The following is a 22481-nucleotide window of genomic DNA, read 5'->3' as shown; positions in this document are numbered from 1 at the left end:
AAGGGTTGGTTGGACGAGCACCACGATGACGGGCGAAGTGTCACTTTTTGGTACAACACGACAACGCCGCCGTGAATGAACCCGGACGGCGCACCTGCTCTCCAATTCGAACTAATATTCGGTACGTGAGTGAGTGGCGCGACCGTGCGGGACCGTGGGCGCGGGCCCGGATGCCGGACGGACAGGAGTTGGACGTGATCGTCACCGGCCGCTCCCGTACGCCCGACGGCCACTGGTGGTACGAGTGCGAGGCGATCCTGCCGAGCCGCTACGAACACCCCGACGGGCGCGCCGAACCCAAGAGCGCCCCGACCGCGATCAGCGTCGCGGCCGAGAACATCACCCCCATCCCCGGCGAGAGCTACCACGCTGTGCCGACAGTCGGCGCCGTGGCCGGCCGGCAGTGGGTGGCCGTCCGGGTGCGGGGGGTCGGCGAGGCGGGCCCGTGGTGGTGCGTACACCGCAGGGACTGCTGGCAGGCCCGCGACGGCTGGCTCACCCGGCGTATCACCGCCCGGGAAGCGGTGGAGCTGCTGGCGCGGACCGAGGAGGCACGGGTGTGCGACGTCTGCCGCCCGGACCGGGTGCTGGGCCGGCCCGGCCGCTGACGGGCGGGGGCGGACGCTGCCGTCGGCCGTGCGGGCGCGGGTGACGGGAGGCGCGGGCCCGCGTCATACGAGGCGTACGCCGTGCCGGGCGAGGTAGCGGACCGGGTCGATGTCCGTGCCGTAGCCGCGCTGGGCCCGCACCTCGAAGTGGAGGTGCGGGCCGGTCGAGCGGCCGGTGTTTCCGGAGCGGCCGAGCCAGGTGCCGGGGCGCACCGTGCTGCCGACCCGGACGAAGACCCGGGACAGATGGGCGAAGAGGGTGTACTTGCCGTCGGTCATCCGTACCGTCACGGCGTTGCCGTAGGCACCGGCCCACCCCGCGTGGACGACGGTCCCCGGACCGACGGACCGCACCGGAGTGCCCTCGCGGACGGCGAGATCGATCCCGGTGTGGTAGCCCGCCGCCCAGCTGCCCGGGACGCCGTACGGCTGCGAGACGCGGACCCGCGAGAGAGCCAGCGGTCGCACCCACGCCCTTCTGGCCCCGCCCCCCGCCTCCCCCGCGCTCTCCCCCGCCGACCCGCCCGGCCAGGGGGAGGAGAGGGAAGGGCTGGGCGTTCCGGGGACGGGTGTGACGGTCTTGGGGATCGAGGGCTCCGGCAGGGAATCGGCCTGGGCGGGGGTCGGGGTGGGGAGGGCGAGGAGGGCGGCGGTCAGCGTGATGCCGGCCAGGGGACGGGCACGGCGCTGTGCTGTGCCCGTCCGCGGTTTGCTGCTGGTCACGGTAGATGTCATGTCTGCGATACAACGGCCGATGGCAGGTCCTCCGCGCCCGGCGCGCGGTTCAAGGGATGCAGTGATCCCCCGTCAGGACGAATCGCGGGAGACCAGCTCGGTGGGCAGTATGCGGTGCCGGCTGTCGTCCTCTCCCCGCACCGGGCGGGAGCCCGAGCCTGCGGGCGGGGCCGCGCCCGGTGTCCACTTGCCCAGCAGTTCCAGCAGCACCCGGGCCATCTCCCGTCCCATGGCGGTGATCGGCTGCCGGACCGTGGTCAGCGGCGGGTCCATATGGCGGGCCACGACCGAGTCGTCGAACCCGACGAGCGCGATGTCGTCCGGTACCGAGCGGCCCGCCTCGCGCAGCACGCGCCGGGCGCCGGCGGCCATCACGTCCGAGGCACAGAAGACGGCGTCGAGCCCCGGCGTACGGTCCAACAGCTGCCGCATCGCACGGTTCCCGCCCTCCTCGGTGAAGTCGCCGCACGCCAGCAGGGCCTCGTCCAAGGGCCGGTCCGCCTCGCGCAGCGCCTCGCGATAGCCCTCGACGCGGCAGCGGGCTGCGTACACATCCTCGGGGCCGGTGACCGTCGCGATCGTCTCGCGACCGCGTGCCAGCAGATGGCCGACGGCGGAGCGCGCGCCGCCGGTGTTGTCGCAGTCGACGTACGGCACCGGTTCGGCGGCGCGGCGCCTGCCGCCCAGCACGGCGGGGATGTCGGACCTGGCCAGCAGGTCCGGCAGGGTGTGGTCGGCGTGTACGGAGACCAGCAGCACTCCGTCGATACGGTGCGCTGCCGCGTACTGCGCGAAGCGGTCCCGGTCCTCCTGGCCGTGCAGCAGCGTCAGGAGCAACTGCATGTCGGCGTCGGCAAGCTCGGCACCGATGCCCTGCACGATGGCGGGGAAGTACGGCTCGGTGAAGAACCGGGACTCCGGTTCGGGCACCACCAGCGCGACGGTGTCCGCGCTGCCCGCGGCCAGCGCGCGGGCCACCCGGTTGGGGACGTATCCCAGCTCGGCGACGGCGTCCTCGACGGCGGCGCGGGTGCGGTCGCTGACGCGGGGCGAGCCGTTGATGACGCGGGAGACGGTGCCGCGGCCCACCCCCGCGCGGCGCGCGACCTCCTCCAGGGTCGGCCCGGTCTGTGCTGCTCTGCGGACCCGCCCGCCGCGCACTGCTGCCATGGTGCCCTCCCCGTGCTGCGGGCCCGGACCCCGTGGAGCCCGGGCGAGGGGGCTATTCAACTACAACAGGCCCCGGCGCAAGGAGGGATGACGGAGGAAGAGGGAGCAGGAAGGGGGAGAAGAAGGGGAAGCGCAAGCAGGAGTGCGGGGCGCGACGGCAGTGTGGGGGGTGGGTACCGTCGCGCCCCGCGTGTGGGGGGTGGCTGGGGGTGGTTCGGGTCAGCCGGCGAACGCCTTGCTGAAGTCGTAGGGCTGCTGGTCGATGCTGGAGCAGGTCGGGTCCGCCTGGTCCTTGGGCCCGCCGGGGCAGGGCTTGTCACGGGTGCCGGACCACATGGACAGCCAGCCCATGCCGTGCTTGTCGGCGAACGCGCGGACCTCCTTGGCGTCCTCGGGCTTGAAGATCTCGACGTTGACGTCGTTGACGCCGATCATCGGGGTGATGGCCAGCGCCTTCCAGGCTGCGGCGTCGTCGAGGCCGAGCGCTGTCGCGACCTGCTTGTGGGACGCGGTGGCGGCCTTGGTGGCGTACTCGCCCATGTCCCCGTCGTAGGAGGGGCCGTAGTCCATCGCCATGATGTTGACGGCCGAGACCTTCACCCCGTTCTCCTTGGCGTTCTTCAGCAGGGCGACGCCGGGCTCGGTGAGGCCCTCGGGCATCACCGGCAGGGTGTAGGAGACGTCCAGGTCCGAGTGGCTCTTCTGGAGCGATGCGATGGCCTTGGCGCGCCGCTCGTTGGCCTCGGTGTCGGGCAGCGCCGCGCCCTCGATGTCCAGGTCGATCTTCTTCAGGTCGAAGGCGTCGATGACCTTTCCGTACGCCTTGGCCAGTTCCTCCGCCGAGTTGCAGGCCAGCCCGAGCTCGGAGCCGTTCGCGCCGCCGAAGGAGACTCGTACGTCGCCGCCCTTGGCCCGCAGATCGGGTATCTGCTTGGCGACCGGGTTGTCCTTCAGCTCCTGGCTGCCGCCCCACTTGGGCTCGCATCCGCCGCCGCTGGTGACGAAGGCGAGGTTGTACTCCTTCACACCGGTCTTCCCGGCGCTCTCCACCAGGTCGTAGGAGGGCTGGAGCGAGGTGTCGACGTACGGCGCGAAGGGTGTGCCGCCGGCTTCCGGGGCCGGCGCCGACTCCTCGCCCGCCGTCGCGTTGCCCGCGAGTAAAAAACCGCCACCGGTCACGAGGGCCGCTGCGGCAGCGCCCATGGCGGCCTTGGCGGTGCGGCTGGTTCGGCGGCGGTGGCCTGCTGAATTCGTCATCGCGTTGCTACCTCGTTCTGTGGGGGGTGGGAACGAGGCAGCACATTACTGACGGTGAATCGGGCAAACGCCGTGTTGCGGACTTCGGCCGGTGTCCTTAGGGCGCTCTTAAGGCAGCGGAAAGGGCCTGCTTAAGGGGGCGGCCTTCGCCGGGGAGTTCGGCACGACGGGGGCGGGGGCGTGGAGGCGGGGGTGCTCCGTTACTCCGTTCGCCGCACACCCGTGCCACCCGGAGGAGTGAGGATGCGACGGTCGTCGGAAAGTCACAACGTCGGGGACCGGGGCACTGTGCCTGGATAGTGCCCAAGTTGTCTGTCTCCTGGAGGAAGAACACCATGCTTCGTCAGCTGACCTCGGTCGCCCTCACCGCCACCTTCGTTCTCGGCGGTGCCTCCGTTGCCGCCGCCGACGCCGGCACCAAGGGCAGTGCCGCCAAGTCGCCGGGTGTACTCAGCGGCAACGCCGTGCAGGTTCCGATCCACCTGCCGGTTCAGGTGTGCGGCAACACCGTCGACATCGTCGGCCTGCTGAACCCGGCCATCGGCAAGGAGTGCAAGGCTAAGTAAGCGGTAGCGCACCGCTTCTGCGCCGCCGGGTCCGGTCCGTTCCACGGTCCGGACCCGGCGGCGTTTTCCGTGCCCGCACCCAGGTCCCGTCGGTGGGAACTGAAACACAGTCAGGGGAGCAGCCCCAGTGTGGGGTCGCCGGTGTAGGCGCGGGCGAGCGTGAGCGAGTCCTCGTAGATCCGGTACGAGGTGATCCGGCCGTCCGCGACCGTGAACCGCATGACGAACTCGTCCTCCAGCACCTCGGCCGAGGGGCGGAACCGATAGGTGAAACGGCCGTTGACGAAGACCGCGCCCGCCGACGCGTGGGTGTGCAGGATGTCGAACGCCAGCAGTTGGGTCGCCTCGAACAACGGGCCGAAGTACCCGTACCGCAGGGTCTCCCGGCCATGGTGCGTGCCCGCCCACGGCACGATCTCCGGGTCGCCCGGAACGCTCCAGGCCGCCTCCTCGGCCACCAGCTCCAGCAGCCGGTCCACATCGCGGTCGGCGAAGGCGGCGAGGTAGGCGTTGACGGTGGGGTCGGTTGTGGGGCCCTCGACGGTGGCATCGCTGGTCATGGACTCCGGCTCTCCTTCCGACGGCTGCGGTGACGGCACCCCCACTCTCACCCCCACCCACCGCCCTCACCCGACGGCACACAGCCCCACCCATCACACACCACCCACCCACCACACCACTCCCGGCCCGTGCAGCCGTCGGCAGCAGGTCCGCGGGGTCGGAAACGGTCTCAGCCCACGCGTGGGGCCCGCCTGCCCCGGCGCCCCCGGCGGCCGGTGGCCGGACGGCGGCCGGCGCTGTTCCGTAGCGCGAGCCACACCCGCACCTCCGTACCGCCGAGCACCGAGCGCCCCAGCCGTACGTCGCCACCGGTGGACTCCGCGACGCGGCGCACGATGTCCAGGCCCAGCCCCGTCGAGCCGGGACCACCGGCGCCGTGGCCACGGCGCAGCGCCGCCCGGGGGTCGGCGATGCCGGGTCCCGCGTCGGAGACCAGCACGATGACGGCCTCGCTGCCGGGTCCGCCGCTGTGCAGGTCGACGGAGAAGGCGGTGCCCTCGGGGGTGTGCCGGAAGACGTTGCCGAGCAGCGCATCGACGGCGGCGGCGAGTTCGCCCCGGGCGACCGGAACCCGCACCGGCCGCTCCACCCCGGCGACCCGCGCCTCCCGCCCCTCGTCCTCGGCCAGCGCCGACCAGAAGGCCATCCGCTCCCGGATCACCTCGGCCGCGTCGGAGGCGGCGGAGTGCGCCGCGCCCGGCGACTGGGCGCGCTGCTCGCGGACCGCGCTGATGATCCGGTCCACCTCGCCCTCCAACTGCGCGACGGCGGCCCGGGTCTGGTCCGCGGCGTCCCCCTCCCCCAGCGAGGCCGCGTTGAGCCGCAGCACGGTCAGCGGCGTACGCAGCCGGTGCGAGAGATCGGCGGCCAGCTCGCGCTCGTTGGCCAGCAGCTGGACGACCTGGTCGGCCATGGAGTTGAAGGCGACGGCGGCCGACCGCAGCTCGGTCGGCCCCTCCTCGGGCACCCGGACATCCAGTTCGCCCTCGCCCAGGTCGTGTGCCGCGCCCGCGAGCCGTTCGGCGGGCCGCACCATCCGGGTGCCGAGCCGGTCGGCGACCGCGACCGAGCCGATGATCAGCGCGATGCCGACCCCGGCGAGCACCATCCAGGAGGTGGCCACGCCGTGGGTGACCTCCTCGTCGGGTACGAACACCTCCACGACCGCGACCTTCCCGCCCGCGACGGCGGTGGGCCGCAGCAGCGCGTAACCGCCGTCGACAGCCACCGTCGAGGCCCGTCCGAGCCGCTGCGCCGCGGCCAGCCGGTCGTCCGGCGCGCGGGTGTGCCCGACGCGCAGTTCACCGCGGTTGCCGTTGACGTCACCGGTTTGACCGGTGCCGCCTGAGTCGACCGTCCCGGCCGGTACGTGGACCGCGATCCGGCCCTCGGCGCCGGCCTGGGTGATGGCGACGGCGCGCTGGAGTTCGCGGCGGTCGCGGGTGATGGCCAGGGCCGGGCCGACGGCGGACGCCTGCCGTTCGGCGCCCGCGAAGGCCCGGTCGCGGGCCGTCTCCCTGACGACCAGCGCCAACGGCACGGCGAAGGCCACCACCACCATCACCGTCACGGCGAGGCAGACCTTCACCAGCGCCCACCTCACGCCGGACCGCCTCTCACACCGAGCCCCCTCTCATGCCGGGCTACCCTCGTCCTGTGGCGGCTCCAGCTTGACGCCGACGCCCCGCAGGGTGTGCAGATAGCGGGGCCGGGCTGCCGTCTCCCCCAACTTCCGCCGCAGCCATGACAAATGCACGTCGATGGTCTGGTCGTCCCCGTAGGAGAGCTGCCACACCTCGGCCAGCAGCTCCTTGCGCGGTACGACGACGCCCGGCCGCCCCGCCAGGTAGGCGAGCAGGTCGAACTCCCGGCGGGTCAGTTCGAGTACCACCCCGTCCAGCTGGGCCATCCGGCGCAGCGGGTCGACGACGAGCCCGCCCACCCGCAGCACGCCGTCCCCGGCCTGATCCCCGCTCCCGCCGCCGAACTCCCCTGTACGCGTACGGCGTAGCACCGCCGCCATCCGGGCCGACAGGTGCGCCACCGAGAACGGCTTGACCAAGTAGTCGTCCGCGCCCGCGTTGAGCAGCCGGACGATCTCGGCCTCGTCGTCCCGCGCGGTGGCGATGATCACAGGGACGTCCGTGATGCCGCGCAGCATCTTCAGCGCCTCCGCACCGTCCAGATCCGGCAGCCCGAGATCCAGGATGACCACGTCGAATCCCACCTGTGCGACCTCGCGCAGGGCTTCCAGCGCCGTGCCCACGCTGCGGACCGTGTGGGCGGCCTCGGTCAGGTGCCGGATGAGGGCGGAGCGCACGAACTGGTCGTCCTCGACCACGAGCACACTTGCCATGGGCGGAACCGTACGACATGCCGACTGGCCCTAGGCTGACGGGGATGCAGCGCCTGAGACGACTTCCCGGTCACCGCTGGCTGAACGCCGGCGCGTGGACCCTGGCCACCGGCGCCGCCACCACGCTCTCCTGGTTCGGCGTGCACACAGCGCTGAACGACACCACCCACGACTCACCCCGCGCGCTGCCCGTCTCGGGCGGTACCTCCGGCCGGGCCGAGCCCCGCGCCTCCTCGACCCACCGGCCCAAGCCGCGCCCCTCCTCCCCCTCGCCCACCCCCTCGGACACCCCCACGCGGAAACCCTCGACCGGGACCACCGACGGCCCCGGCACGGACGGGCCCGGTCCCGACGAGCACACCGGGCACATCGAGGGCGCGACCGTACGCGGCGGCAGAGCCGTCTTCGACCTCGGCGGCGACACCGGGACGCTGGTGTCCGCGACGCCCGATTCCGGCTGGCAGATGAAGGTCTGGAACGCCCCCGGCTACATCCGGGTGACCTTCACCGACGGCACCGTTTCCTCGTCCGTCTTCTGCCGCTGGGACAACGCGGCACCACGCATCGAGACGTACGACGGATAGCGCGGCCGGGCCGTCGGCGGGCCGGCAGCGCCCTGCTAGTCGAACGTCCCGTCGGGCGGCGCCGGGGAGGCGGTCGCCGTGGCGTCCGTCACGGGCCCGGCGCCGGCCGTGAACGCGTCCAGGGAGCGCCCCGCCTCCACCCGCCCGGGATGCGGGTCACCCGCCGTACGCCGGGTCAGTTCGGCGACGGGCAGCTCCCCCTCGGCCGCCAGCAGCACACTGTTGCCGAACCTGCGGCCACGCAGCACCGCGGGATCGGCGAGCACACAGCGCTCGGGGAAGACCGCCCCCGCAGTGGCGATCTGGGCCCGCAGATGGCGCAGCGGCGCGCCGTCCGCGATGTTCGCCGCGTACCACCCGCCGGGGCGCAGCACCCGGCGTACCTCGTGCAGGAACTCCACGCTGGTGAGGTGCGCCGGAGTACGGGCACCGCTGAAGACGTCGGCGATGACGAGATCCGCCCACCCCTCGGGCAGCCGCCCCAGCCCTTCGCGTGCGTCACCGCTCCGCACCCGGATGCGCCAGCCACGCTCCAACGGGAGGTGCTCACGCACCAGTCGGGTCAGCTCCTCGTCGACCTCGATCACCTGCTGTGTGGAGCGCGGCCGGGTGGCGGCGACGTACCGCGCCAGCGTCAGCGCCCCGCCGCCCAGATGGACGACCTGCGCCGGACGGCCCGGCGGCGCGAGGAGATCCACCAGGTGGCCGAGGCGGCGCTGGTACTCGAAGCCGAGACGGGTGGGATCGGCGAGGTCGACATGCGACTGCGGGGCTTCGTCCAGCAGCAGCGACCAGGCGTGCGGCCGGTCGGGATCCGGCACCAACGAGGCGGTGCCGCTGCCGACTTGGGCGACGACGGCAGCCCTGTCGCGCTCCCTGCCGCGCTGCTTGTCGCGCCGCTTGCCACCCCGTGCCATACGCCCATTGTCCGGCACTCTTTCCCGGTAACCCACACGAGCGGTTCTCCCGCCGGCGCCGCGCGTCTGCCGGACCGATTCCCCCATGTCCGGTACGGTCCGGCAGCTTCTTCCAGGTTCCATGCAGAAAATACGGAAACTGCTGAATTCTTGCTTTCGCTGTTGTCTGCCATTGATTCTCTTTTTTGTCGCCCCGGGAATCGGGCGACCGGCTCTGTCGGCCGTGCGACTGAGGAAAAGAGAAAAAGGAATGAAAGTTCGGAATTCCCTGGCTGCGTTGGGCATGAGCGCGGTGCTCGCGCTCGGGGTCGGCGGGGCGGTGGCTCCCGCGGCCCACGCGGTCACACCCACCACCACGGCAGCCGGTGTGGCGGCAAACGCCGACTATTCGGCCAAGGACCTCAAGAGCGGCGGCAAGGAAAGCGGTAAGGCGTCACCGGCAGGAAAGGCGGGAGAGGAAGAACCGCCGGCGCGGTCGACGCTGCGCTGCTGGAACCCTCATCTTTCGGGGCGGGTCTTCGCGCTTTCCTGTTCCGGCCGGGCATTCCGGGTCTTCGTGGACTGCTCGAACCGGGTCCGGTACATCACGCCCGTACTGTCCGGCAGCAAGCGCGTGACCATGGTGTGCCCGGCGGGCACCCGGGCGCTGCGCGGTGGCGCGTTCGGCCGCTGACGCGCTGCTGAGCGGATCGCCGAGGCGACCCGCCGAGACGACTCATAGGTTGGGCTGCCGAGCGTCCTTGCAGGCCGGGCGCTGGGCAGCCCTTCGGCGTGTCTGCTACACCCGGCCGGCGGCGGCAATGGTGCGGGCCGCCTCGCCGAGCGCGGCGCGGAGTTCGGCGGGCTCGGTGGCGTGCGCGTAGGCACCCTCCGGCGACACCAGCCATCCGGTGCCGGCCACCGGCGGCTCACTCGACGCGCTGCGGGCCCCGTGCCCGTACGTCTGCGTACAGGCGCTGCCGGGCAGGTCCCAGCAGTCCGCGGTGCCGGGCGGGACGAGGAAGCCGAGGGTGTCACCCGCGCGGTCGTGCAGCACAGGGCCGACGCCGTCGCGGAGCCGGAGGATGTCCACGGCCTCCAGCCCGTGCCGCGCCGGCACGGTCACCAGATCACAGGGGCCGGGGACGCGCCCGGCCGGAGTGCCGTTGCCTACGCCAGTGTCCAACAACTCAGACCCCTCCTCGCGGTTGCTGTGCATCGTTCAACGGCTGTCCTTGTCAACGGCTACGGCGGCGAACCAGCGCATTGGATGGCACTTCATGGCAGAACCAGGGTGAGATATCCGGTTTGTAGCCAAACCCTGGGTGTGGCCACCGTCACAGCCGGTACGTTTCCGCCATGGCGTCGTCACCCTCAACGTCACCAGCACCGCAGCACCGCCCCAACACGGCTTTCCGGGCACTGAGGGGGCATCTCTCTCCGGGAGAGTTCGCGGCGAACGTGCGCCGTTCGGCTCGCGAGATCGGCGAACAGGTCTCGTGCGACGCGCGCTATATCGGCCGCGTCGAGTCCGGGGAGATCAGGTGCCCCAACTACGCCTACGAGCGGGTGTTTCTGCACATGTTCCCGGGCTACTCGCTCACGGACATGGGCTTCGCACCCCGAGAGTCCGTACGTGGTCGTGCGGCGCGCACTCGTGGGGCGCGCGCCGGTGGGCAAGCGCCCCAGCAGACCACGACGCGCTGCGATGACCCGACGCACCCCCAACTGCCCCCGTTCACCGACCATCCCGACAGCCCCGGTCTCACCGAATTCCCCAACTGTCCCGAGTACGACGAGGAGAGCGACGTGCTACGTCGCGCTTTCATGACGGGCGGTCCCGCCGCCCTTGCCGCCGCCTCGTTCGGCGGTACCGCGCCCAGCGCCTGGGCAGCCCGCCCGGCGCCGCCGATGTCCGCTGCCCGCGCGCACGTGGGCGACGCGGAGGCCAGTGCCGTCGAGAACGCCGTACGCCGGATCCGGCTGCTCGACGACCGGCACGGCGGGGCGGGGCTCTACCGCCAGGCCACCGGCTCGCTGCGCGCCGCCTACGGCATGCTGGACGCCGGTACCCACCGCCAGTCGGTCACCGAAAGACTGCACGCCGGTGCGGGCGAACTCGCCATCTCGGTGGGCTGGCTGGCCCACGACTCGGGCCGCTACAGCGACGCACGTTCGCACTACGCGGAGGCGCTGGCCACCGCGCGGGTCGCCCAGGACCCGGCCCTGGAGGCGCACGCCTTCTGCAACACCGCCTTCCTCGCCCGGGACGCGGGCCGCCCCCACGAGGCAGTACGCGCCGCGCAGGCGGGCCAGCACGCCGCGAAGAATCTGGGCTCCAGCCACCTGCTGTCGCTGCTCGCGCTGCGCGAGGCCGGCGGCTGGGCGGGACTCGGCGACCGGGCGGGCTGCCGGCAGGCGCTGGCGCGGGCCCAACACCTGTTCGCGAAGGGGCCGTCGGACAACGACCCCGAGTGGATGAGCTTCTTCGGCGAGGCCGAACTGGAGGGCCTGGAAGCACAGTGCTGGTCGGCGCTGGGGATGTGGGACCGCGCCGCGGACCACGCGGAGCGGGCCGTACGGCTGCAGAACCCGCACTTCACCCGCAACCGGGCGCTGTTCACCGCGGAGCTCGCGAGTGACCTCGCGGCACAGGGCGAGGCCGCGCAGGCCGCCAGCGCGGGGTCGCGGGCGCTGGACTTCCTCGGGCCCGTCCAGTCGACCCGGATCAGCGCCATGCTGGGGGCCGCGGCGGAACGCTTGCGCGCCCGCCGGAGGGAGCCCGGGGTCGCTGCCTTCCTCAACCGCTACGCGGCAACGGCCTGACCCGGCAGCCGGCCGCAGCGCTCGCGTTCGGCGCCCTCAGTCCAGGTGCCCCGTGTCGTTCCAGCGCTCGACGGCGGGGTCGCCGTAGGCCCAGCCGAGGATGGAGAGCGAGGCCGGGTCCAGCCGGAGGCGGGCCGCGAAGGACGGGTCGTAGCCGAGCCAGCGGGCGCCCAGCACCCGCAGGATGTGGCCATGGGCGAAGACCAGGACGTCCCGGTCGGCGGACCTCGCCCAGCGCACCACCTCATCGGCGCGGGCGCCGACCTCGGCCAGGCTCTCGCCGCCGGTCACGCCGTCCCGCCAGATGAACCAGTCGTCCCCGGCGCGCTCGCGGATCGCCTCCGGGGTGAGGCCCTCGTAGTCGCCGTAGTCCCACTCCACGAGCGCGTCCCACTGCTCGGCGCCCGCGTAGCCCGCCAACTCGCAGGTCTCCCGGGCGCGGGAGAGCGGACTGGTGCGCACCTCGGCGCCGGGCAGCCCGTTCCAGGGCGCGCGGTGCAGCCGCTCACCCAGCAGCTTCGCCGCCCGGCGGCCCTCGTCGAGCAGCGGTACGTCCGTGCGGCCGGTGTGCTGCCCGGTCACCGACCACTCGGTCTGACCGTGCCGGACGAGAAGGATGCGCGCTGCCATGAGGGACCTCTCGGACGTGCTCTTGGTGCTCCGGTCTGTCCGGAAACCACCGCTCCATCTTCGCGCAGCTCGCGCGGATACGACCGGGCGGGGGGCGCGTTGTCAGCAGAGGATGCGAGACTTCGGCGGGTACCGCACCCTCCCCTGAGGCCACAGCCGATGACTTGCTCCTCGCTACCGCAGCAGCCCCCGCAGGGCACCGCACCGGCCACCGGGCCGGACGGCCCGCAGGCCACGGTGCAGCGGCTCGCCGAACTGCGCGGCGGGCCCGGCGTACCGCAGCGCCCCCTCGACGCGCGGGCGCTGGCCGCCCTCGCCGCCAACCCGGGCTGCCGGCGCCGCGCGCTGCTGGACGGCGCGGGCGTCGACAAGGGCGCGGTGGCCCAGGCCCTGGGCTCGCCCGCGCCGTTCGGGCAGTCGCAGTTCGCCCTCGTCCGTGGCAACGTCTTCGAGGCGCGGGTCAAGGCGGACGGCGGCGAAGTGCTGCTCGCGCTGCTGTGCGAGCACACCGGCGCGGCCCGTCCGGATCCGGCCGAGGTCACCGTGCCGCAGCTGACCGCCGACGGCCCGGCAGGACGTGCCTACCGCACCCGGCAGGCGCTGGCCGAGGCGGACGGCTGGACACTGCTGGACCACCCGCTGCTGTCGCTGGAGGTGGCCGGATCGACGGCGTATCTGGAACCGGATGCGCTGGCCGTCCACCCGGACGGCACCGTGACGATCATCGAGATCAAGTCCTTCCCGATCCTGGACGGTTCGGCCGAACCCGTGAAGGTCGGCGCCGCAGCCCGGCAGTCGGCGGTGTACGCACTGGCGCTGGAGGGGCTGCGTACGGTGCGGGAGAGCGCGCTGCTGGTGTGTCCGAAGGACTTCTCCAACCTGCCTGCTGCCGGTCTGCTCCCGCTGCGCAAGCAGATCGCGGCGACCCGGCGTCAGCTGCGGCGGCTGACCCGGCTGGAGGAGATCGCCGCCGAGCTGCCCGAGGGCGTCCATTTCGCTCCGGACCAGGAGCCCGCGGCGCTGACCGCTGCGGTCGAGTCGGTGCCCGCCGCGTACGCGCCCGAGTGCCTGTCCACCTGTGAGCTGGCCTTCCACTGCCGCGACCGGGCCCGCGGCGCAGGCGATGTGGTGGCGCTGGGCCGCGCGGTGCGGGGCGAGCTGGGCGGGCTGGGGACGGTGGGGGACGTGCTCTCGGCGGCCTCCGGCGACCCGGAGAGCACGGCCGCGCAGGACCCGGCTGCCGCGGTGCTGCGCCGGGCGGCGGCACTGCGCGCCGAGGCGCTGGAGACCGCGGGCATGCCCCGCGCTCGGGCGGCTGTGGAGATGCCGGGTGCCGCGGCGCCGGGCACGGAGGCGCGCTGATGTCGCTGCTGAACGCGCTGGCCCGGATGGAGGCCGCCGCGTGCGGGCACGCGCGGCCGGTGGCAACCGTACGCCACCGGCAGCTGGCCGAACGCCCGCTCGTCCTCGTCCCGTTGACGACGGCCGGTGAGAACGGCGCTCCGCTGGGAGTGATGCTGGGGACCGACCGGTCGGTACCCGAGGTGTTCACCGTGCCGCAGCCGCGCGACCGTGATCTGCGGTTCGCGTTCCTGGGGCGGCTGGCCGAGGCGATGCTGCCGCACCTGGAGTCCTGCCAGGACGAGGTGGAGCTGGTCGAGCGCAAGGAGACCGACCCGGAGACCGGAAAACGCGTCACCGTCGAGGCGGAGCTGTGCGCCGACGCGCCGCAGGTGCTGGTGCCCACCGGGCCCGGCGTGGAGTTCGTACGGCTGCTGGGGCGCTCGATGCGGTTCCGGCGCACCGCGGAGGAGGACCCGGATGCGGAGCACCCGGTGCCACCCCGGGTGCCGCTGCTGGGCCGCTGGCTGACGCACTACGGGGAGCGCGCCAGGGTGCCGGGCTCCTCGCTGCTGCTGGCGATGACGGGGCTGCTGTCCCGGCACTGGGCCACCGGGCAGAGCCAGCTGGAGGACCAGCACCTGGGCGCGCTGCTGGCGTGGCTCGCGCCGCCGGACGGACTCAGCGGGGCCGAGGCGGCGCTCCGCGCCGAGCTGGGCCGGGACGAGCGCGGACAGCTCCTGGTGCCACCGGCCGGACCGGCGACCGACCCGGCGTTCGACAACGACCTGCTGGCCCCCGCCATCGCGCGGTACGACAAGGGGGCGCCGGGCGCCGCGCAGGAGGTGCACGAGCTGGTGGCCTCCCAGCTGCGCCCCACCTGGGAGGCGATGTGGCAGGGCGTCGAGCTGCTACGCGCCCTGCCCGAGGCCGCGCATGTGCCCGACAGATGGCGGCGCGACCGCCAGTCCTACACCCACCACCGGGACCGGCTGCGCGCTGCCGAGCCGCCCCAGCCGCGCCGGGACGACGCGGTGACGGCAGCGCGCAAGCTCGCCATGCGCGAGCAGCGGCAGGCGGAGCTGGACGCGCAGGAGGCGCTGGACGACCCGCTGGTGATGGCCGTACGGCGGCTGGCGGGCGAGGCGTTCCTGGCGGAGGTGCTGGAGGTGGAGATGGCGTATTCGAACGGCAAGCGGCCCTCGCCCCGCCCGCTGGTGACGGTGCACACCCAGGACGTACCGCTGCTGTCCGACGGGGACAAGCTGCACCGGCAGCTGCCCACGGGCGCGCAGCAGCGGGCCGAGCTGGTGGAGATGGCGGGGCCGGGTGAGTACGTGCTGCGGCTGGTCAGCGGGATGGGCCGGGGCAAGGAGCCCGCTGAGGGGACGGTGCCGGAGAAGGGCGACCTGGTGTGCTGGACGCTGTTCGAGCACGCGCCGCGGGGCGGGCCGGGACTGCCCGAGCCGGAGGAGACGCCCTGGACGCACGGCGGCCCGCCCGGTGAGCCGAGCGCGGAGCTGCCCGACCCGGTGACCGCGGAGGACGTGCTGTGACGACGATCGTGGAACCGGCGGAGCAGCCGGCCACCCCCGGCCAGGCCGCCGCCGCGGCCACCGAGGCGATCCTGGCCGACGCGCTGGACGGCGCGCACCGGGGCGTGGTGGTGGACTCGCCGCCCGGCGCCGGCAAGTCCACCCTCGTGGTGCGGGCGGCGCGCGAGCTGGCTGCCGCCGGGCATCCGCTGATGGTCATCGCGCAGACGAACGCGCAGGTGGACGACCTGGTGGACCGGCTGGCGACGGCCGATCCCGAGCTGCCGGTGGGGCGGCTGCACAGCAGCGAGCCCAGGCCGTACGACCCGATGCTGGAGCGGCACCCGTCGGTGCGGACCTCCGCGAAACCCGCCGACCTGGCGGGACTGGACATCGTCGTCTCCACGGCGGCGAAGTGGGCCTGGGTGACCCCGGACGAGCCCTGGCGGCACGCGATCGTCGACGAGGCGTACCAGATGCGCTCGGACGCGCTGCTGGCCGTGGCCGGGCTGTTCGAGCGGGCGCTGTTCGTGGGCGACCCCGGCCAGCTCGACCCGTTCAGCCAGGTGGGGGTCCAGCAGTGGGCGGGCCAGGCGCACGATCCCTCGGCCAGCGCGGTCAGCACCCTGCTGGCGCACAATCCCGGGCTGCCGCAGCACCGGCTGCCGGTCTCCTGGCGGCTGCCAGCGTCGGCGGCCGAGCTGGTGTCGGACGCGTTCTACCCCTACACCCCGTTCCGCAGCGGCACCGGACCGGGTGAGCGGCGGCTGACCTTCACCGCGGCAGCCGACGGCTCGCCCGTCGACGCGGTGCTGGACGAGGCCGCCGACGCCGGCTGGGGCCTGCTGGAGCTGCCTGCGGCCCGTACGCCCCGTGCGGACCCGGAGGCCGTCGCGGCAATCGCGCAACTGGTGCACCGGATGCTGGAGCGGGAGGGACGTACGCGCAGCGAGCGGGACGGCAGCGGCGGCGCGGACAACGGCTCGGGTACGCCGCTGTCCGCCGACCGGATCGCGGTGGGCACGGCGCACCGCGACCAGGCGGCGGCGGTCCGGGCGGCGCTGGCCGACCTGGCCGGGCCCGAGGGCGCCGCGGCGCAGGTCACGGTCGACACCGCCAACCGGCTCCAGGGGCGGGAGTTCGACGTCACCGTCGTACTGCACCCGCTGTCCGGGCGGCCGGACGCGACCGAGTTCCATCTGGAGACCGGCCGACTGTGCGTACTGGCGTCGCGGCACCGGCATGCGTGCGTGGTGGTGTGCCGGGCGGGCGTCGCCGAACTGCTGGACGACCATCCGGCGACCGAGCCCGTACAGCTCGGTGCCGTCTCGCCCGCGCCGGACGGCTGGGAGGCCCACCAGGCGGTGCTGTCCCACCTGGCACGGCACCGGGTGCTGGTGGGGTGAGCTCCTGCGGGCCGTGCGGGTGAGGGGGTGCGGAGCGCACAATGGGGGGCGGCCCACGATGTTGGAGGTATGTACACATGGCTGAGCCGCACTCGGCTCCGGACCCCTCGCGCTCCTCCGCCGGGGGGAGCGGTGCCGGTGGCCCGCACTACCGCCGCCCCGCGCCGCTGCTGTTCGAGCCGACCGAGGCGGCCCCCGACGACGAGCACTTCTTCGGCCTGGAGTCGCTCACCGACCCGAAAGAGCTGCTGGACCGCGCCACGGAACTGGTGCACGCGTTCCGGGCCGCCGCCGACCGGGCGCAGGAGTACCAGGCAGCGGCGGCAGCGCAGCTCGCCGACCCCAAGAGCTTCGACAAGCTGCCGGACGCCGCGATCGCGGACCGCGGCGGCTGGACCGAGGAGTACGCCCGCAAGATGATCGAGTTCGGCCGGGATCTGCTGAAGGACCGGGTGCCGGGCACCCAGCCACCGCCTCAGCACTGACGGTGCAGGTCGGGAGGGTGCCGTGCGGAATATCGATTTTCGCTTCACCGGATCGTGGTGTTAAGGTCTACGACGTCAGCAGGCGCCGCTAGCTCAGTTGGTTAGAGCAGCTGACTCTTAATCAGCGGGTCCGGGGTTCGAGTCCCTGGCGGCGCACAGACAGCCGAAGGCCCCTCGCGGAAGCGAGGGGCCTTCGGCGTGTCCGGCCGGGCGCTATGTGGGCAGCGACGCCGAAGCCCCGGCGGCCCCCACCGTGGCGGGCGCCCCCAGGTGGTGCACCCGGGCCGGTGGCAGGTTGGACAGGATCAGCCGCTCCTCCAGCAGCCAGGGCGCGATGGCGGCCCGGACAGCGCGGCGGGCCGCGGTCCTGCGCGGGTCGGCGCCCTGGAGCGCCCGTCCGCCCGCGTAGCTGAAGAACGACAGTGTGCCGCCCGGGCGCAGCGCGCTCAGCAGCCGGGCGAAGACGGCCGTCACCGCCTCCGGCGTGAAGTTCGCGAACGGCAGACCGCACACGATCGTGTCGTACGCATGCTCTCCGAGCTCCTGCTCCTCGATGAGCCCCGGCAGCAGTCGGGTGCGGGGGGCGACGGGGGTCAGGGCCGGATCGCTGCGCAGTGCCGTGCCGAGCCGGGCGACGAACTCGGGGCTGGACTCGACCAGATCCAGTGCGTCGCCCGGGCCCAGGCGGCGGGCCAGGTGCCGGGTGACGGCCCCGGTGCCGGGGCCGACCTCCAGTGCGGATCGCGGCTGGTCGGGACCGCCGGCGCGGACGTGCCGGGTGAGTGCTCGGGAGAGGGCCGCGCTGCTCGGGGCAATCGCTCCTGTGGTGCGATTCGCTGTGATGAAGGCGCGGACGAAAGTGAGGGTGTCGCGTGTCATTGGCGGGGCTCCGTACCCAGCGCGGCCGCACGCAAACGGCCGACGGACGGTGCGGATGACGCGGGTGAGGAGAGCGGTTCCGGCGGCCGGCGGTCATCGGGGCGGGCCGGCTGCCAGGCCCGCCGGCCCAGCAGCGCGAGCACCGCCGGGAGCAGGAGGGCTCGTACGAGCAGGACGTCCAGGGCTATCGCGAGGACCAGACCGATGCCGATCATCTTCAGAAAGGTCACGGAGGAGGCGGCGAAGCCGCCGACGACGACGGCCAGCAGGAGCCTGGCGCCGGTGATCGTGCCGGCGGTGCGCTGCAGGGCCGTGGCGACAGCGCTCTGTGCGTCGCCGGTCGCCTGCCACCGGTCGCGTACCCGGGAGAGCAGGAAGACCTGGTAGTCCATGGCCAGGCCGAAGGCGATGGCGACGATCAGCACCGGGAAGTTGGCGTCCACGGCGCCCACCGGGTCGAAGCCGAGCAGCCCCGCGCCGTAGCCGTGCTGGAAGATCAGGGTGATCATGCCGAAGGCGGCCAGCAGGGAGAGGGCGCTGAGTGCGACCGTGACCAGCGAGAGGGCGACGGAGCGGAAGGCGAGGAAGAGCACCAGCGCGGAGACCGCGGCCACGAACAGGCCCATCCACCCGGCGCGCCCGCCGATCATGCCGACGATGTCCACCCGGGAGACCGGCATACCGGTGAAGCGGGTCTCGGCGCCTTCGGGCGGGGAGACGGCGCGCAGGCCGTCGACCATGGCGGCGGCCTCCCGGGACATCGGGTCGGGGGCGTAGCGCAGGGTGAGGCGGGCCAGGTCGCCGTGGGTGGCGGTGACGGCGGCGTGCTCGATGCCGCTCACGCGTGCGAGCCGGTCCGCGTAGGACGCCGTCCGCGACCGCGCGGTGCCGGTGTCCGCCGGACCGGGCAGGTCCACGACGGCCGCGACGGTCCTGGTGGGGTCGGTCCGGAAGTCGTCCTGAAGGGCCAGGCCGACCTGCCGCGCTTCGGCGGCGGAGGGCAGCACCCAGTCGGCGGGCCGCGCCCAGTTCACGTCCAGCGCCGGGGCCGCCATCCCGAGCAGCGCCGCCGTCAGTACGACGGTGGTCAGCGCGGGGCGCCGCATCACCCGTCGGGCCGTCCGGTACCACCGTCCGCGCCGAGGCCCCGCCCCGGAGCGCCGGCCGAGCCGCAGCCGTCCCGCGCCGATCCGGTGCCCGGCGAACCGCAGCAGTGCGGGCAGCAGGGTGAGCGAGCCGAGGACGGCGAAGACGACCACGGAGACGGCCGCGTACCCCATGGAGCTCAGGAAACGGGACGGGAAGAGGGCGAGCCCGGCGAAGGAGATGGCGACGGCGAGTCCGGAGAAGGCGACGGTGCGCCCGGCGGTCGCCGTGGTGCGGACAACTGCGTCTTCCACGTCGGCTCCGGCGGCAAGCTCCTCGCGGAACCTGCCGACCATGAAGAGGGCGTAGTCGATGGCGAGTCCGAGGCCCAGGATGGTGATCACGTTGATCACGGAGCTGGACAGTTCGGTGACCGCCGACAGGGTCCGCAGCACGACGAGTGAGCCGAGCGCGACCAGCGTGCCCACGGCGAGCGGCAGCGCGGCGGCGGTGACGCCGCCGAAGACGACGAGCAGCAACAGCAGCAGGACGGGCATCGAGAGCAGTTCGGCGCGTGCGATGTCGCTGCCGGTGTGCTCGTTGACCTGCTTGGTCATGGCGGCGGTACCGCCGAACCGGACGGTGATCCCGGCCTGTCCGGACGGCTTCCGGAAGCTGTCCTCGATCCGCTCCAGGGCTTTGACCTGTGCCTGGTCGTCGTCGGCCGTGAACCGTACGGCGACGTACGCGGAGTGCCGGTCGCGGGAGAGGAAGCGGGACGCCCGGTCCGGTTCCTTGCTCGTCCAGTACGAGTGCACCGCTTCGACGCCCTTACGGGGCACGTCGCGCAGCGCCGCGCGGACCGGCCAGGCGAAGGCCGCCTGGTCCGCGGTGTGTTCCTCGCTGGAGTACAGGACGACCAGGTCGGCCGAGTCCCGTCCCAGCGGCCCGGCCAGTGTGCGGTCCGCGCTGACGGACTCGCTGCCGGGGTCGTCGAAGCCGGCTCCGCCGGTCAGCGTGCCGAAGGTACCCGTTCCCCAGACTCCGCCCAGCAGCGTCAGCAGCAGGGCCGCGACGACGACCCACCAGCGCTGCCGCGCGGCGAACCGTCCCAGTGACGCGAGCATGTGCCCCCCCAAGAAGGAATAGATAGTGGATAGTGCTACTCCCGATAGTTGGACTATCTATCATGGTTGGGGGAAGGTGCAAGTGCCGTCCTGCAAGCGGAAGGGGAGCCGATGCGCATCGCGGAGCTGAGCCGACTCAGCGGAGTGCCCGCACCGACGATCAAGTACTACGTACGGGAGTCGCTGCTGCCGCCCGGCGAGCGCACCAGCCGGAACCAGGCGCAGTACGACGAGCGGCACGTGACCAGGCTCCGTCTCATCCGCGCCCTGCTGGAAGTGGGCGGGCTCTCGGTCGCCGCCGTACGCGATGTCGTCGCCGCCCTCGACAGCCCCGAGACGGGCACCCACAAGGTGCTGGGCGCGGCCCAGCAGACCGTCACCGCTGTCCGGGTGGGCGGCAACCACGACGGGCCGGCGCACCAGGAGGCGGTCGCCGAGGTCCGGGCCCTGGTCGAGCGCCAGGGCTGGAAGGTCTCCGAGCACAGCCCTGCGCTGACGGCCGCCGCCGAGGTGCTGAGCGCCCTCCGGCGGCTGGGGCAGGACGACTTCGCGGACCGACTGGACGCCTACGCGCGCGCGGCGGACGCCGTGGCCGCCACCGATCTGGAGATCGTCCGCGAGCGGCAGGGCGCCGATGCCATGGCCGAGGCGGTGATACTCGGCAACATCCTGGGCGACGCACTGCTCGCCGCGCTCCGCCGCCTCGCGCAGGTCCACCGCTCCGCGGAGCTCTTCGAGTGAGCCCGCCGAATGCGAGGGGGCCCCGCTGACTTCGAGGGAGCCCCGCTGAGTTCGTGGGAGCCCCGCTGAGTTCGTGGGAGCCCCGCTGAGTTCGTGGGAGCCCCGCGTGCATTCGTGGGAGCCGCCGAACCGGCGGGCCCCTCTCGTCCCGCCGGGCGGTGCCACGAGGGCGGTCAGGTCCGAGTGAGCCGCAGTTCCCAGTCGCCCTCAACCGTGCGGCCGGTGACTTCCACGCGGAGCGCATCGCGGGGGTCGGACCAGCTCTCGCCGACGCCGAGGGGTGCGTCGGCGAGCTGGCTGTGTACGGAGGTCTCGCGGCAGCGGGAGGTCCCTGGGTGGCCGTCGACGACTTCGACCGGGCCCTGGGTGGAGGGCGTATCGCTGCTGACGCGGTAGATCAGCAGGCCCTGGGAGCACGAGTCGCGGTCGTTGCCGGAGCGCTCGCGGACCTCCATGGCCAGGGCCCGGTTTTCACCGGTACGCAGGACGAGGAGCCGGACCCCCGCCGGGCCCTCGGCCGGACCGGGGGCCGAGCGCCGCGGCCCGCGGCGGACCAGCATCTGGCGCGCGGGGGCCGCAAGAGGGCGCAGGGTGTAGTGGGTCCGCGACGAATCCTCCCGACCCCGCGGGCGGGCGGCGGCCCCGGGCGCCGGGACGCAGGCCACGTTGGACCGGTACAGCCAGCCCAGCTTCCACTTCTGCCAGCCCAGCGGCTCGGGGGCCAGTCCGAACTGGCTGCCCATCAGGTCCCAGTCCCCCACCCTGGTGTCCCAGTCGGCCTTGCCGTCGGAGGGGCGCTCATAGAGGTCGGGCAGGTCGAAAAGATGTCCGGTCTCGTGCGCGAGGACGTTGCGGTCGGGTGGGCTCTGTTCGAACACGGTGACCATGCGGCTGAGTTCGGTCCCGTCCGCGCCCAGCGGCTCCTCGAGGTTGACGACTTTTGTGGCGTCGGGATCCACACCGGGAGCATCCGGGTCCGCGACGAGGTAGACCACGTCGTAGCGGCTGAAGTCCACCTTCGGGTCGGCGGCGGCCACGGCGTCCCGCAGATAGGAATTGCGCAGGTCGGAGTCCCAGTCGCGCTGTACGCCGTAGTCCGTGGCGGGCCGGGGGAGCTGGATCCAGCGGTCGACCGGGCGCGGCCGCAACCGGAACTTTCCGTAACTTGCCCGCTCGAAAAAGTCGGACGTCGCAGGGAAATGGTCGTTCACAAGCTCGCGAGGGGTGGCCATGGGGGTCGCATCGGGGAAAGAGAGAAAGAGAAGGGCGGCATCGAGCGTCCCCTCGGGGCGCGGATAGGAGGCGTTCCAGGTGTCCAAACCGAGCGAGTGGTGCGCGTCGGTGCGCGGCAGAGCGCACGGCATGTCCGCTGCAACGGATTGCACGGGGCCGGCCACGAGACCGACGCCCATGAAGGCGGTCAGCGCCATGACGACCGCCCCCACCCGGTGCCGGGTACGGGGGCCTAGGGGAGTCGCGCCGCACCCGGGGCGGCGCGGGGCCACTCCGTCGGGTACAGAAGCACGCGCCACGCGAAGACCTCACCGGAAGAGGACAGATGGACCCTCTCCAGGCTCGCGCCGTATATCCGGCTATGCCCCGTTTCGATAGACCGGATGAGTCAACCGCAGTATGACTACTCTTCGTAACTGTCGGTCGTTAGTGGTCAGGGCGCTCTCAGCACCGGTGCAG

22 protein-coding genes and 1 tRNA gene are annotated in these 22481 nt (G+C 72.9%); 11 read left to right on the top strand and 12 right to left on the bottom strand.

Annotation, left to right across the window (positions count from 1 at the left end; translation table 11 throughout):
• The first annotated feature begins 125 nt into the window (after nucleotides 1-125).
• Nucleotides 126-608: a DUF6233 domain-containing protein gene (locus ACTWP9_RS12405; RefSeq protein ID WP_443246125.1), complete on the top strand. Its 483-nt coding sequence runs from the start codon at nucleotides 126-128 to the stop codon at nucleotides 606-608.
• Nucleotides 609-671: 63 nt separating this feature from the next.
• Here ACTWP9_RS12405 and ACTWP9_RS12400 read toward each other — a convergent pair whose 3' ends face one another.
• From ACTWP9_RS12400 to ACTWP9_RS12390, 3 genes are all read right to left on the bottom strand, one after another.
• On the bottom strand, nucleotides 672-1343 hold the full coding sequence (locus ACTWP9_RS12400; protein ID WP_443246124.1) for a M23 family metallopeptidase: 672 nt from the start codon (nucleotides 1341-1343) through the stop codon (nucleotides 672-674).
• Nucleotides 1344-1415: 72 nt separating this feature from the next.
• On the bottom strand, nucleotides 1416-2513 hold the full coding sequence (locus ACTWP9_RS12395) for a LacI family DNA-binding transcriptional regulator (RefSeq protein ID WP_443246123.1): 1098 nt from the start codon (nucleotides 2511-2513) through the stop codon (nucleotides 1416-1418).
• A gap of 219 nt (nucleotides 2514-2732) precedes the next feature.
• Complete coding sequence (locus ACTWP9_RS12390; protein WP_443246122.1) at nucleotides 2733-3770, bottom strand: chitinase; 1038 nt, start codon at nucleotides 3768-3770, stop codon at nucleotides 2733-2735.
• Between the two features lie 335 nt (nucleotides 3771-4105).
• On the opposite strand from ACTWP9_RS12390, the gene ACTWP9_RS12385 reads away from it, so the two are divergent.
• Nucleotides 4106-4336, top strand: a complete 231-nt coding sequence (locus ACTWP9_RS12385; protein WP_443246121.1) for a chaplin — start codon at nucleotides 4106-4108, stop codon at nucleotides 4334-4336.
• 110 nt (nucleotides 4337-4446) lie between these two features.
• Here the strand turns inward: ACTWP9_RS12385 and ACTWP9_RS12380 are convergent, their stop codons facing one another.
• From ACTWP9_RS12380 to ACTWP9_RS12370, 3 genes are all read right to left on the bottom strand, one after another.
• Complete coding sequence (locus ACTWP9_RS12380) at nucleotides 4447-4896, bottom strand: nuclear transport factor 2 family protein (protein WP_443246120.1); 450 nt, start codon at nucleotides 4894-4896, stop codon at nucleotides 4447-4449.
• Nucleotides 4897-5066: 170 nt separating this feature from the next.
• On the bottom strand, nucleotides 5067-6500 hold the full coding sequence (locus ACTWP9_RS12375; protein ID WP_443246119.1) for a sensor histidine kinase: 1434 nt from the start codon (nucleotides 6498-6500) through the stop codon (nucleotides 5067-5069).
• Nucleotides 6501-6530: 30 nt separating this feature from the next.
• The gene (locus ACTWP9_RS12370) at nucleotides 6531-7253 is read right to left on the bottom strand and encodes a response regulator transcription factor (protein WP_443246118.1); all 723 of its coding nucleotides are present in this window, start codon (nucleotides 7251-7253) and stop codon (nucleotides 6531-6533) included.
• A gap of 44 nt (nucleotides 7254-7297) precedes the next feature.
• Between ACTWP9_RS12370 and ACTWP9_RS12365 the strand changes: the two genes are divergently transcribed.
• Entirely contained in the window at nucleotides 7298-7837 is a 540-nt protein-coding gene (locus ACTWP9_RS12365) for a hypothetical protein (protein ID WP_443246117.1), read from the top strand.
• A gap of 35 nt (nucleotides 7838-7872) precedes the next feature.
• Here ACTWP9_RS12365 and ACTWP9_RS12360 read toward each other — a convergent pair whose 3' ends face one another.
• Nucleotides 7873-8754 carry a spermidine synthase gene (locus tag ACTWP9_RS12360; protein ID WP_443246116.1) on the bottom strand — a complete coding sequence of 294 codons (882 nt, stop codon included), beginning with the start codon at nucleotides 8752-8754 and terminating at the stop codon, nucleotides 7873-7875.
• An 85-nt stretch (nucleotides 8755-8839) separates the two neighbouring features.
• Between ACTWP9_RS12360 and ACTWP9_RS12355 the strand changes: the two genes are divergently transcribed.
• Nucleotides 8840-9427: a hypothetical protein gene (locus ACTWP9_RS12355; protein WP_443246115.1), complete on the top strand. Its 588-nt coding sequence runs from the start codon at nucleotides 8840-8842 to the stop codon at nucleotides 9425-9427.
• Nucleotides 9428-9532: 105 nt separating this feature from the next.
• Here the strand turns inward: ACTWP9_RS12355 and ACTWP9_RS12350 are convergent, their stop codons facing one another.
• Entirely contained in the window at nucleotides 9533-9952 is a 420-nt protein-coding gene (locus tag ACTWP9_RS12350) for a hypothetical protein (RefSeq protein WP_443246114.1), read from the bottom strand.
• Nucleotides 9953-10092: 140 nt separating this feature from the next.
• Between ACTWP9_RS12350 and ACTWP9_RS12345 the strand changes: the two genes are divergently transcribed.
• Entirely contained in the window at nucleotides 10093-11559 is a 1467-nt protein-coding gene (locus tag ACTWP9_RS12345; RefSeq protein ID WP_443246113.1) for a tetratricopeptide repeat protein, read from the top strand.
• A gap of 36 nt (nucleotides 11560-11595) precedes the next feature.
• On the opposite strand, the gene ACTWP9_RS12340 is transcribed toward ACTWP9_RS12345, so the two are convergent.
• Nucleotides 11596-12189, bottom strand: coding sequence for a histidine phosphatase family protein (locus ACTWP9_RS12340; protein ID WP_443246112.1), 594 nt, complete (start codon nucleotides 12187-12189; stop codon nucleotides 11596-11598).
• 159 nt (nucleotides 12190-12348) lie between these two features.
• Here ACTWP9_RS12340 and ACTWP9_RS12335 point away from each other — a divergent pair, with 159 nt between their 5' ends.
• From ACTWP9_RS12335 to ACTWP9_RS12315, 5 genes are all read left to right on the top strand, one after another.
• Entirely contained in the window at nucleotides 12349-13551 is a 1203-nt protein-coding gene (locus tag ACTWP9_RS12335) for a nuclease-related domain-containing protein (protein ID WP_443246111.1), read from the top strand.
• Nucleotides 13551-15086 (top strand): hypothetical protein, encoded by a 1536-nt coding sequence (locus tag ACTWP9_RS12330; protein ID WP_443246110.1) that lies wholly within the window; start codon nucleotides 13551-13553, stop codon nucleotides 15084-15086. Before ACTWP9_RS12335 ends, ACTWP9_RS12330 begins: the two co-directional genes overlap by 1 nt.
• Complete coding sequence (locus ACTWP9_RS12325; protein ID WP_443246109.1) at nucleotides 15083-16471, top strand: AAA family ATPase; 1389 nt, start codon at nucleotides 15083-15085, stop codon at nucleotides 16469-16471. Before ACTWP9_RS12330 ends, ACTWP9_RS12325 begins: the two co-directional genes overlap by 4 nt.
• 77 nt (nucleotides 16472-16548) lie before the next feature.
• Nucleotides 16549-16956, top strand: coding sequence for a hypothetical protein (locus ACTWP9_RS12320; protein ID WP_443246108.1), 408 nt, complete (start codon nucleotides 16549-16551; stop codon nucleotides 16954-16956).
• An 82-nt stretch (nucleotides 16957-17038) separates the two neighbouring features.
• Nucleotides 17039-17112 (top strand) — tRNA-Lys (locus ACTWP9_RS12315).
• A 57-nt stretch (nucleotides 17113-17169) separates the two neighbouring features.
• On the opposite strand, the gene ACTWP9_RS12310 is transcribed toward ACTWP9_RS12315, so the two are convergent.
• Both ACTWP9_RS12310 and ACTWP9_RS12305 read right to left on the bottom strand, forming a co-directional pair.
• Complete coding sequence (locus ACTWP9_RS12310; protein ID WP_443246107.1) at nucleotides 17170-17835, bottom strand: class I SAM-dependent methyltransferase; 666 nt, start codon at nucleotides 17833-17835, stop codon at nucleotides 17170-17172.
• Complete coding sequence (locus ACTWP9_RS12305) at nucleotides 17832-20048, bottom strand: MMPL family transporter (protein WP_443246106.1); 2217 nt, start codon at nucleotides 20046-20048, stop codon at nucleotides 17832-17834. Before ACTWP9_RS12305 ends, ACTWP9_RS12310 begins: the two co-directional genes overlap by 4 nt.
• Nucleotides 20049-20159: 111 nt before the next feature.
• On the opposite strand from ACTWP9_RS12305, the gene ACTWP9_RS12300 reads away from it, so the two are divergent.
• A complete protein-coding gene (locus ACTWP9_RS12300; RefSeq protein WP_443246105.1) occupies nucleotides 20160-20789 on the top strand; it encodes a MerR family transcriptional regulator in 630 nt (209 codons plus the stop codon).
• 173 nt (nucleotides 20790-20962) lie between these two features.
• On the opposite strand, the gene ACTWP9_RS12295 is transcribed toward ACTWP9_RS12300, so the two are convergent.
• The gene (locus tag ACTWP9_RS12295) at nucleotides 20963-22321 is read right to left on the bottom strand and encodes a M6 family metalloprotease domain-containing protein (RefSeq protein WP_443246104.1); all 1359 of its coding nucleotides are present in this window, start codon (nucleotides 22319-22321) and stop codon (nucleotides 20963-20965) included.
• Nucleotides 22322-22481 lie beyond the last annotated feature (160 nt).

It is taken from the genome of Streptomyces sp. 3N207 (assembly GCF_052246355.1).
Lineage (GTDB): Bacteria > Actinomycetota > Actinomycetes > Streptomycetales > Streptomycetaceae > Streptomyces.
The sequence above is the reverse complement of the archived record's forward strand: the minus strand, read 5'-3'. Positions and strand labels throughout refer to the sequence as shown.

Excerpts from the sequence above, each read along its gene's own strand:
- ACTWP9_RS12320 (WP_443246108.1), top strand. The coding sequence starts at position 16,549 with ATGGCTGAGCCGCACTCGGCTCCGGACCCCTCGCGCTCCTCCGCCGGG.
- ACTWP9_RS12380 (WP_443246120.1), bottom strand. The coding sequence starts at position 4,896 with ATGACCAGCGATGCCACCGTCGAGGGCCCCACAACCGACCCCACCGTC.
- ACTWP9_RS12395 (WP_443246123.1), bottom strand. The coding sequence starts at position 2,513 with ATGGCAGCAGTGCGCGGCGGGCGGGTCCGCAGAGCAGCACAGACCGGG.
- ACTWP9_RS12360 (WP_443246116.1), bottom strand. The coding sequence starts at position 8,754 with ATGGCACGGGGTGGCAAGCGGCGCGACAAGCAGCGCGGCAGGGAGCGC.
- ACTWP9_RS12365 (WP_443246117.1), top strand. The coding sequence starts at position 7,298 with ATGCAGCGCCTGAGACGACTTCCCGGTCACCGCTGGCTGAACGCCGGC.
- ACTWP9_RS12400 (WP_443246124.1), bottom strand. The coding sequence starts at position 1,343 with ATGACATCTACCGTGACCAGCAGCAAACCGCGGACGGGCACAGCACAG.
- ACTWP9_RS12390 (WP_443246122.1), bottom strand. The coding sequence starts at position 3,770 with ATGACGAATTCAGCAGGCCACCGCCGCCGAACCAGCCGCACCGCCAAG.
- ACTWP9_RS12340 (WP_443246112.1), bottom strand. The coding sequence starts at position 12,189 with ATGGCAGCGCGCATCCTTCTCGTCCGGCACGGTCAGACCGAGTGGTCG.
- ACTWP9_RS12385 (WP_443246121.1), top strand. The coding sequence starts at position 4,106 with ATGCTTCGTCAGCTGACCTCGGTCGCCCTCACCGCCACCTTCGTTCTC.
- ACTWP9_RS12305 (WP_443246106.1), bottom strand. The coding sequence starts at position 20,048 with ATGCTCGCGTCACTGGGACGGTTCGCCGCGCGGCAGCGCTGGTGGGTC.
- ACTWP9_RS12300 (WP_443246105.1), top strand. The coding sequence starts at position 20,160 with ATGCGCATCGCGGAGCTGAGCCGACTCAGCGGAGTGCCCGCACCGACG.
- ACTWP9_RS12310 (WP_443246107.1), bottom strand. The coding sequence starts at position 17,835 with ATGACACGCGACACCCTCACTTTCGTCCGCGCCTTCATCACAGCGAAT.
- ACTWP9_RS12330 (WP_443246110.1), top strand. The coding sequence starts at position 13,551 with ATGTCGCTGCTGAACGCGCTGGCCCGGATGGAGGCCGCCGCGTGCGGG.
- ACTWP9_RS12350 (WP_443246114.1), bottom strand. The coding sequence starts at position 9,952 with ATGCACAGCAACCGCGAGGAGGGGTCTGAGTTGTTGGACACTGGCGTA.
- ACTWP9_RS12370 (WP_443246118.1), bottom strand. The coding sequence starts at position 7,253 with ATGGCAAGTGTGCTCGTGGTCGAGGACGACCAGTTCGTGCGCTCCGCC.
- ACTWP9_RS12345 (WP_443246113.1), top strand. The coding sequence starts at position 10,093 with ATGGCGTCGTCACCCTCAACGTCACCAGCACCGCAGCACCGCCCCAAC.
- ACTWP9_RS12335 (WP_443246111.1), top strand. The coding sequence starts at position 12,349 with ATGACTTGCTCCTCGCTACCGCAGCAGCCCCCGCAGGGCACCGCACCG.
- ACTWP9_RS12355 (WP_443246115.1), top strand. The coding sequence starts at position 8,840 with ATGTCCGGTACGGTCCGGCAGCTTCTTCCAGGTTCCATGCAGAAAATA.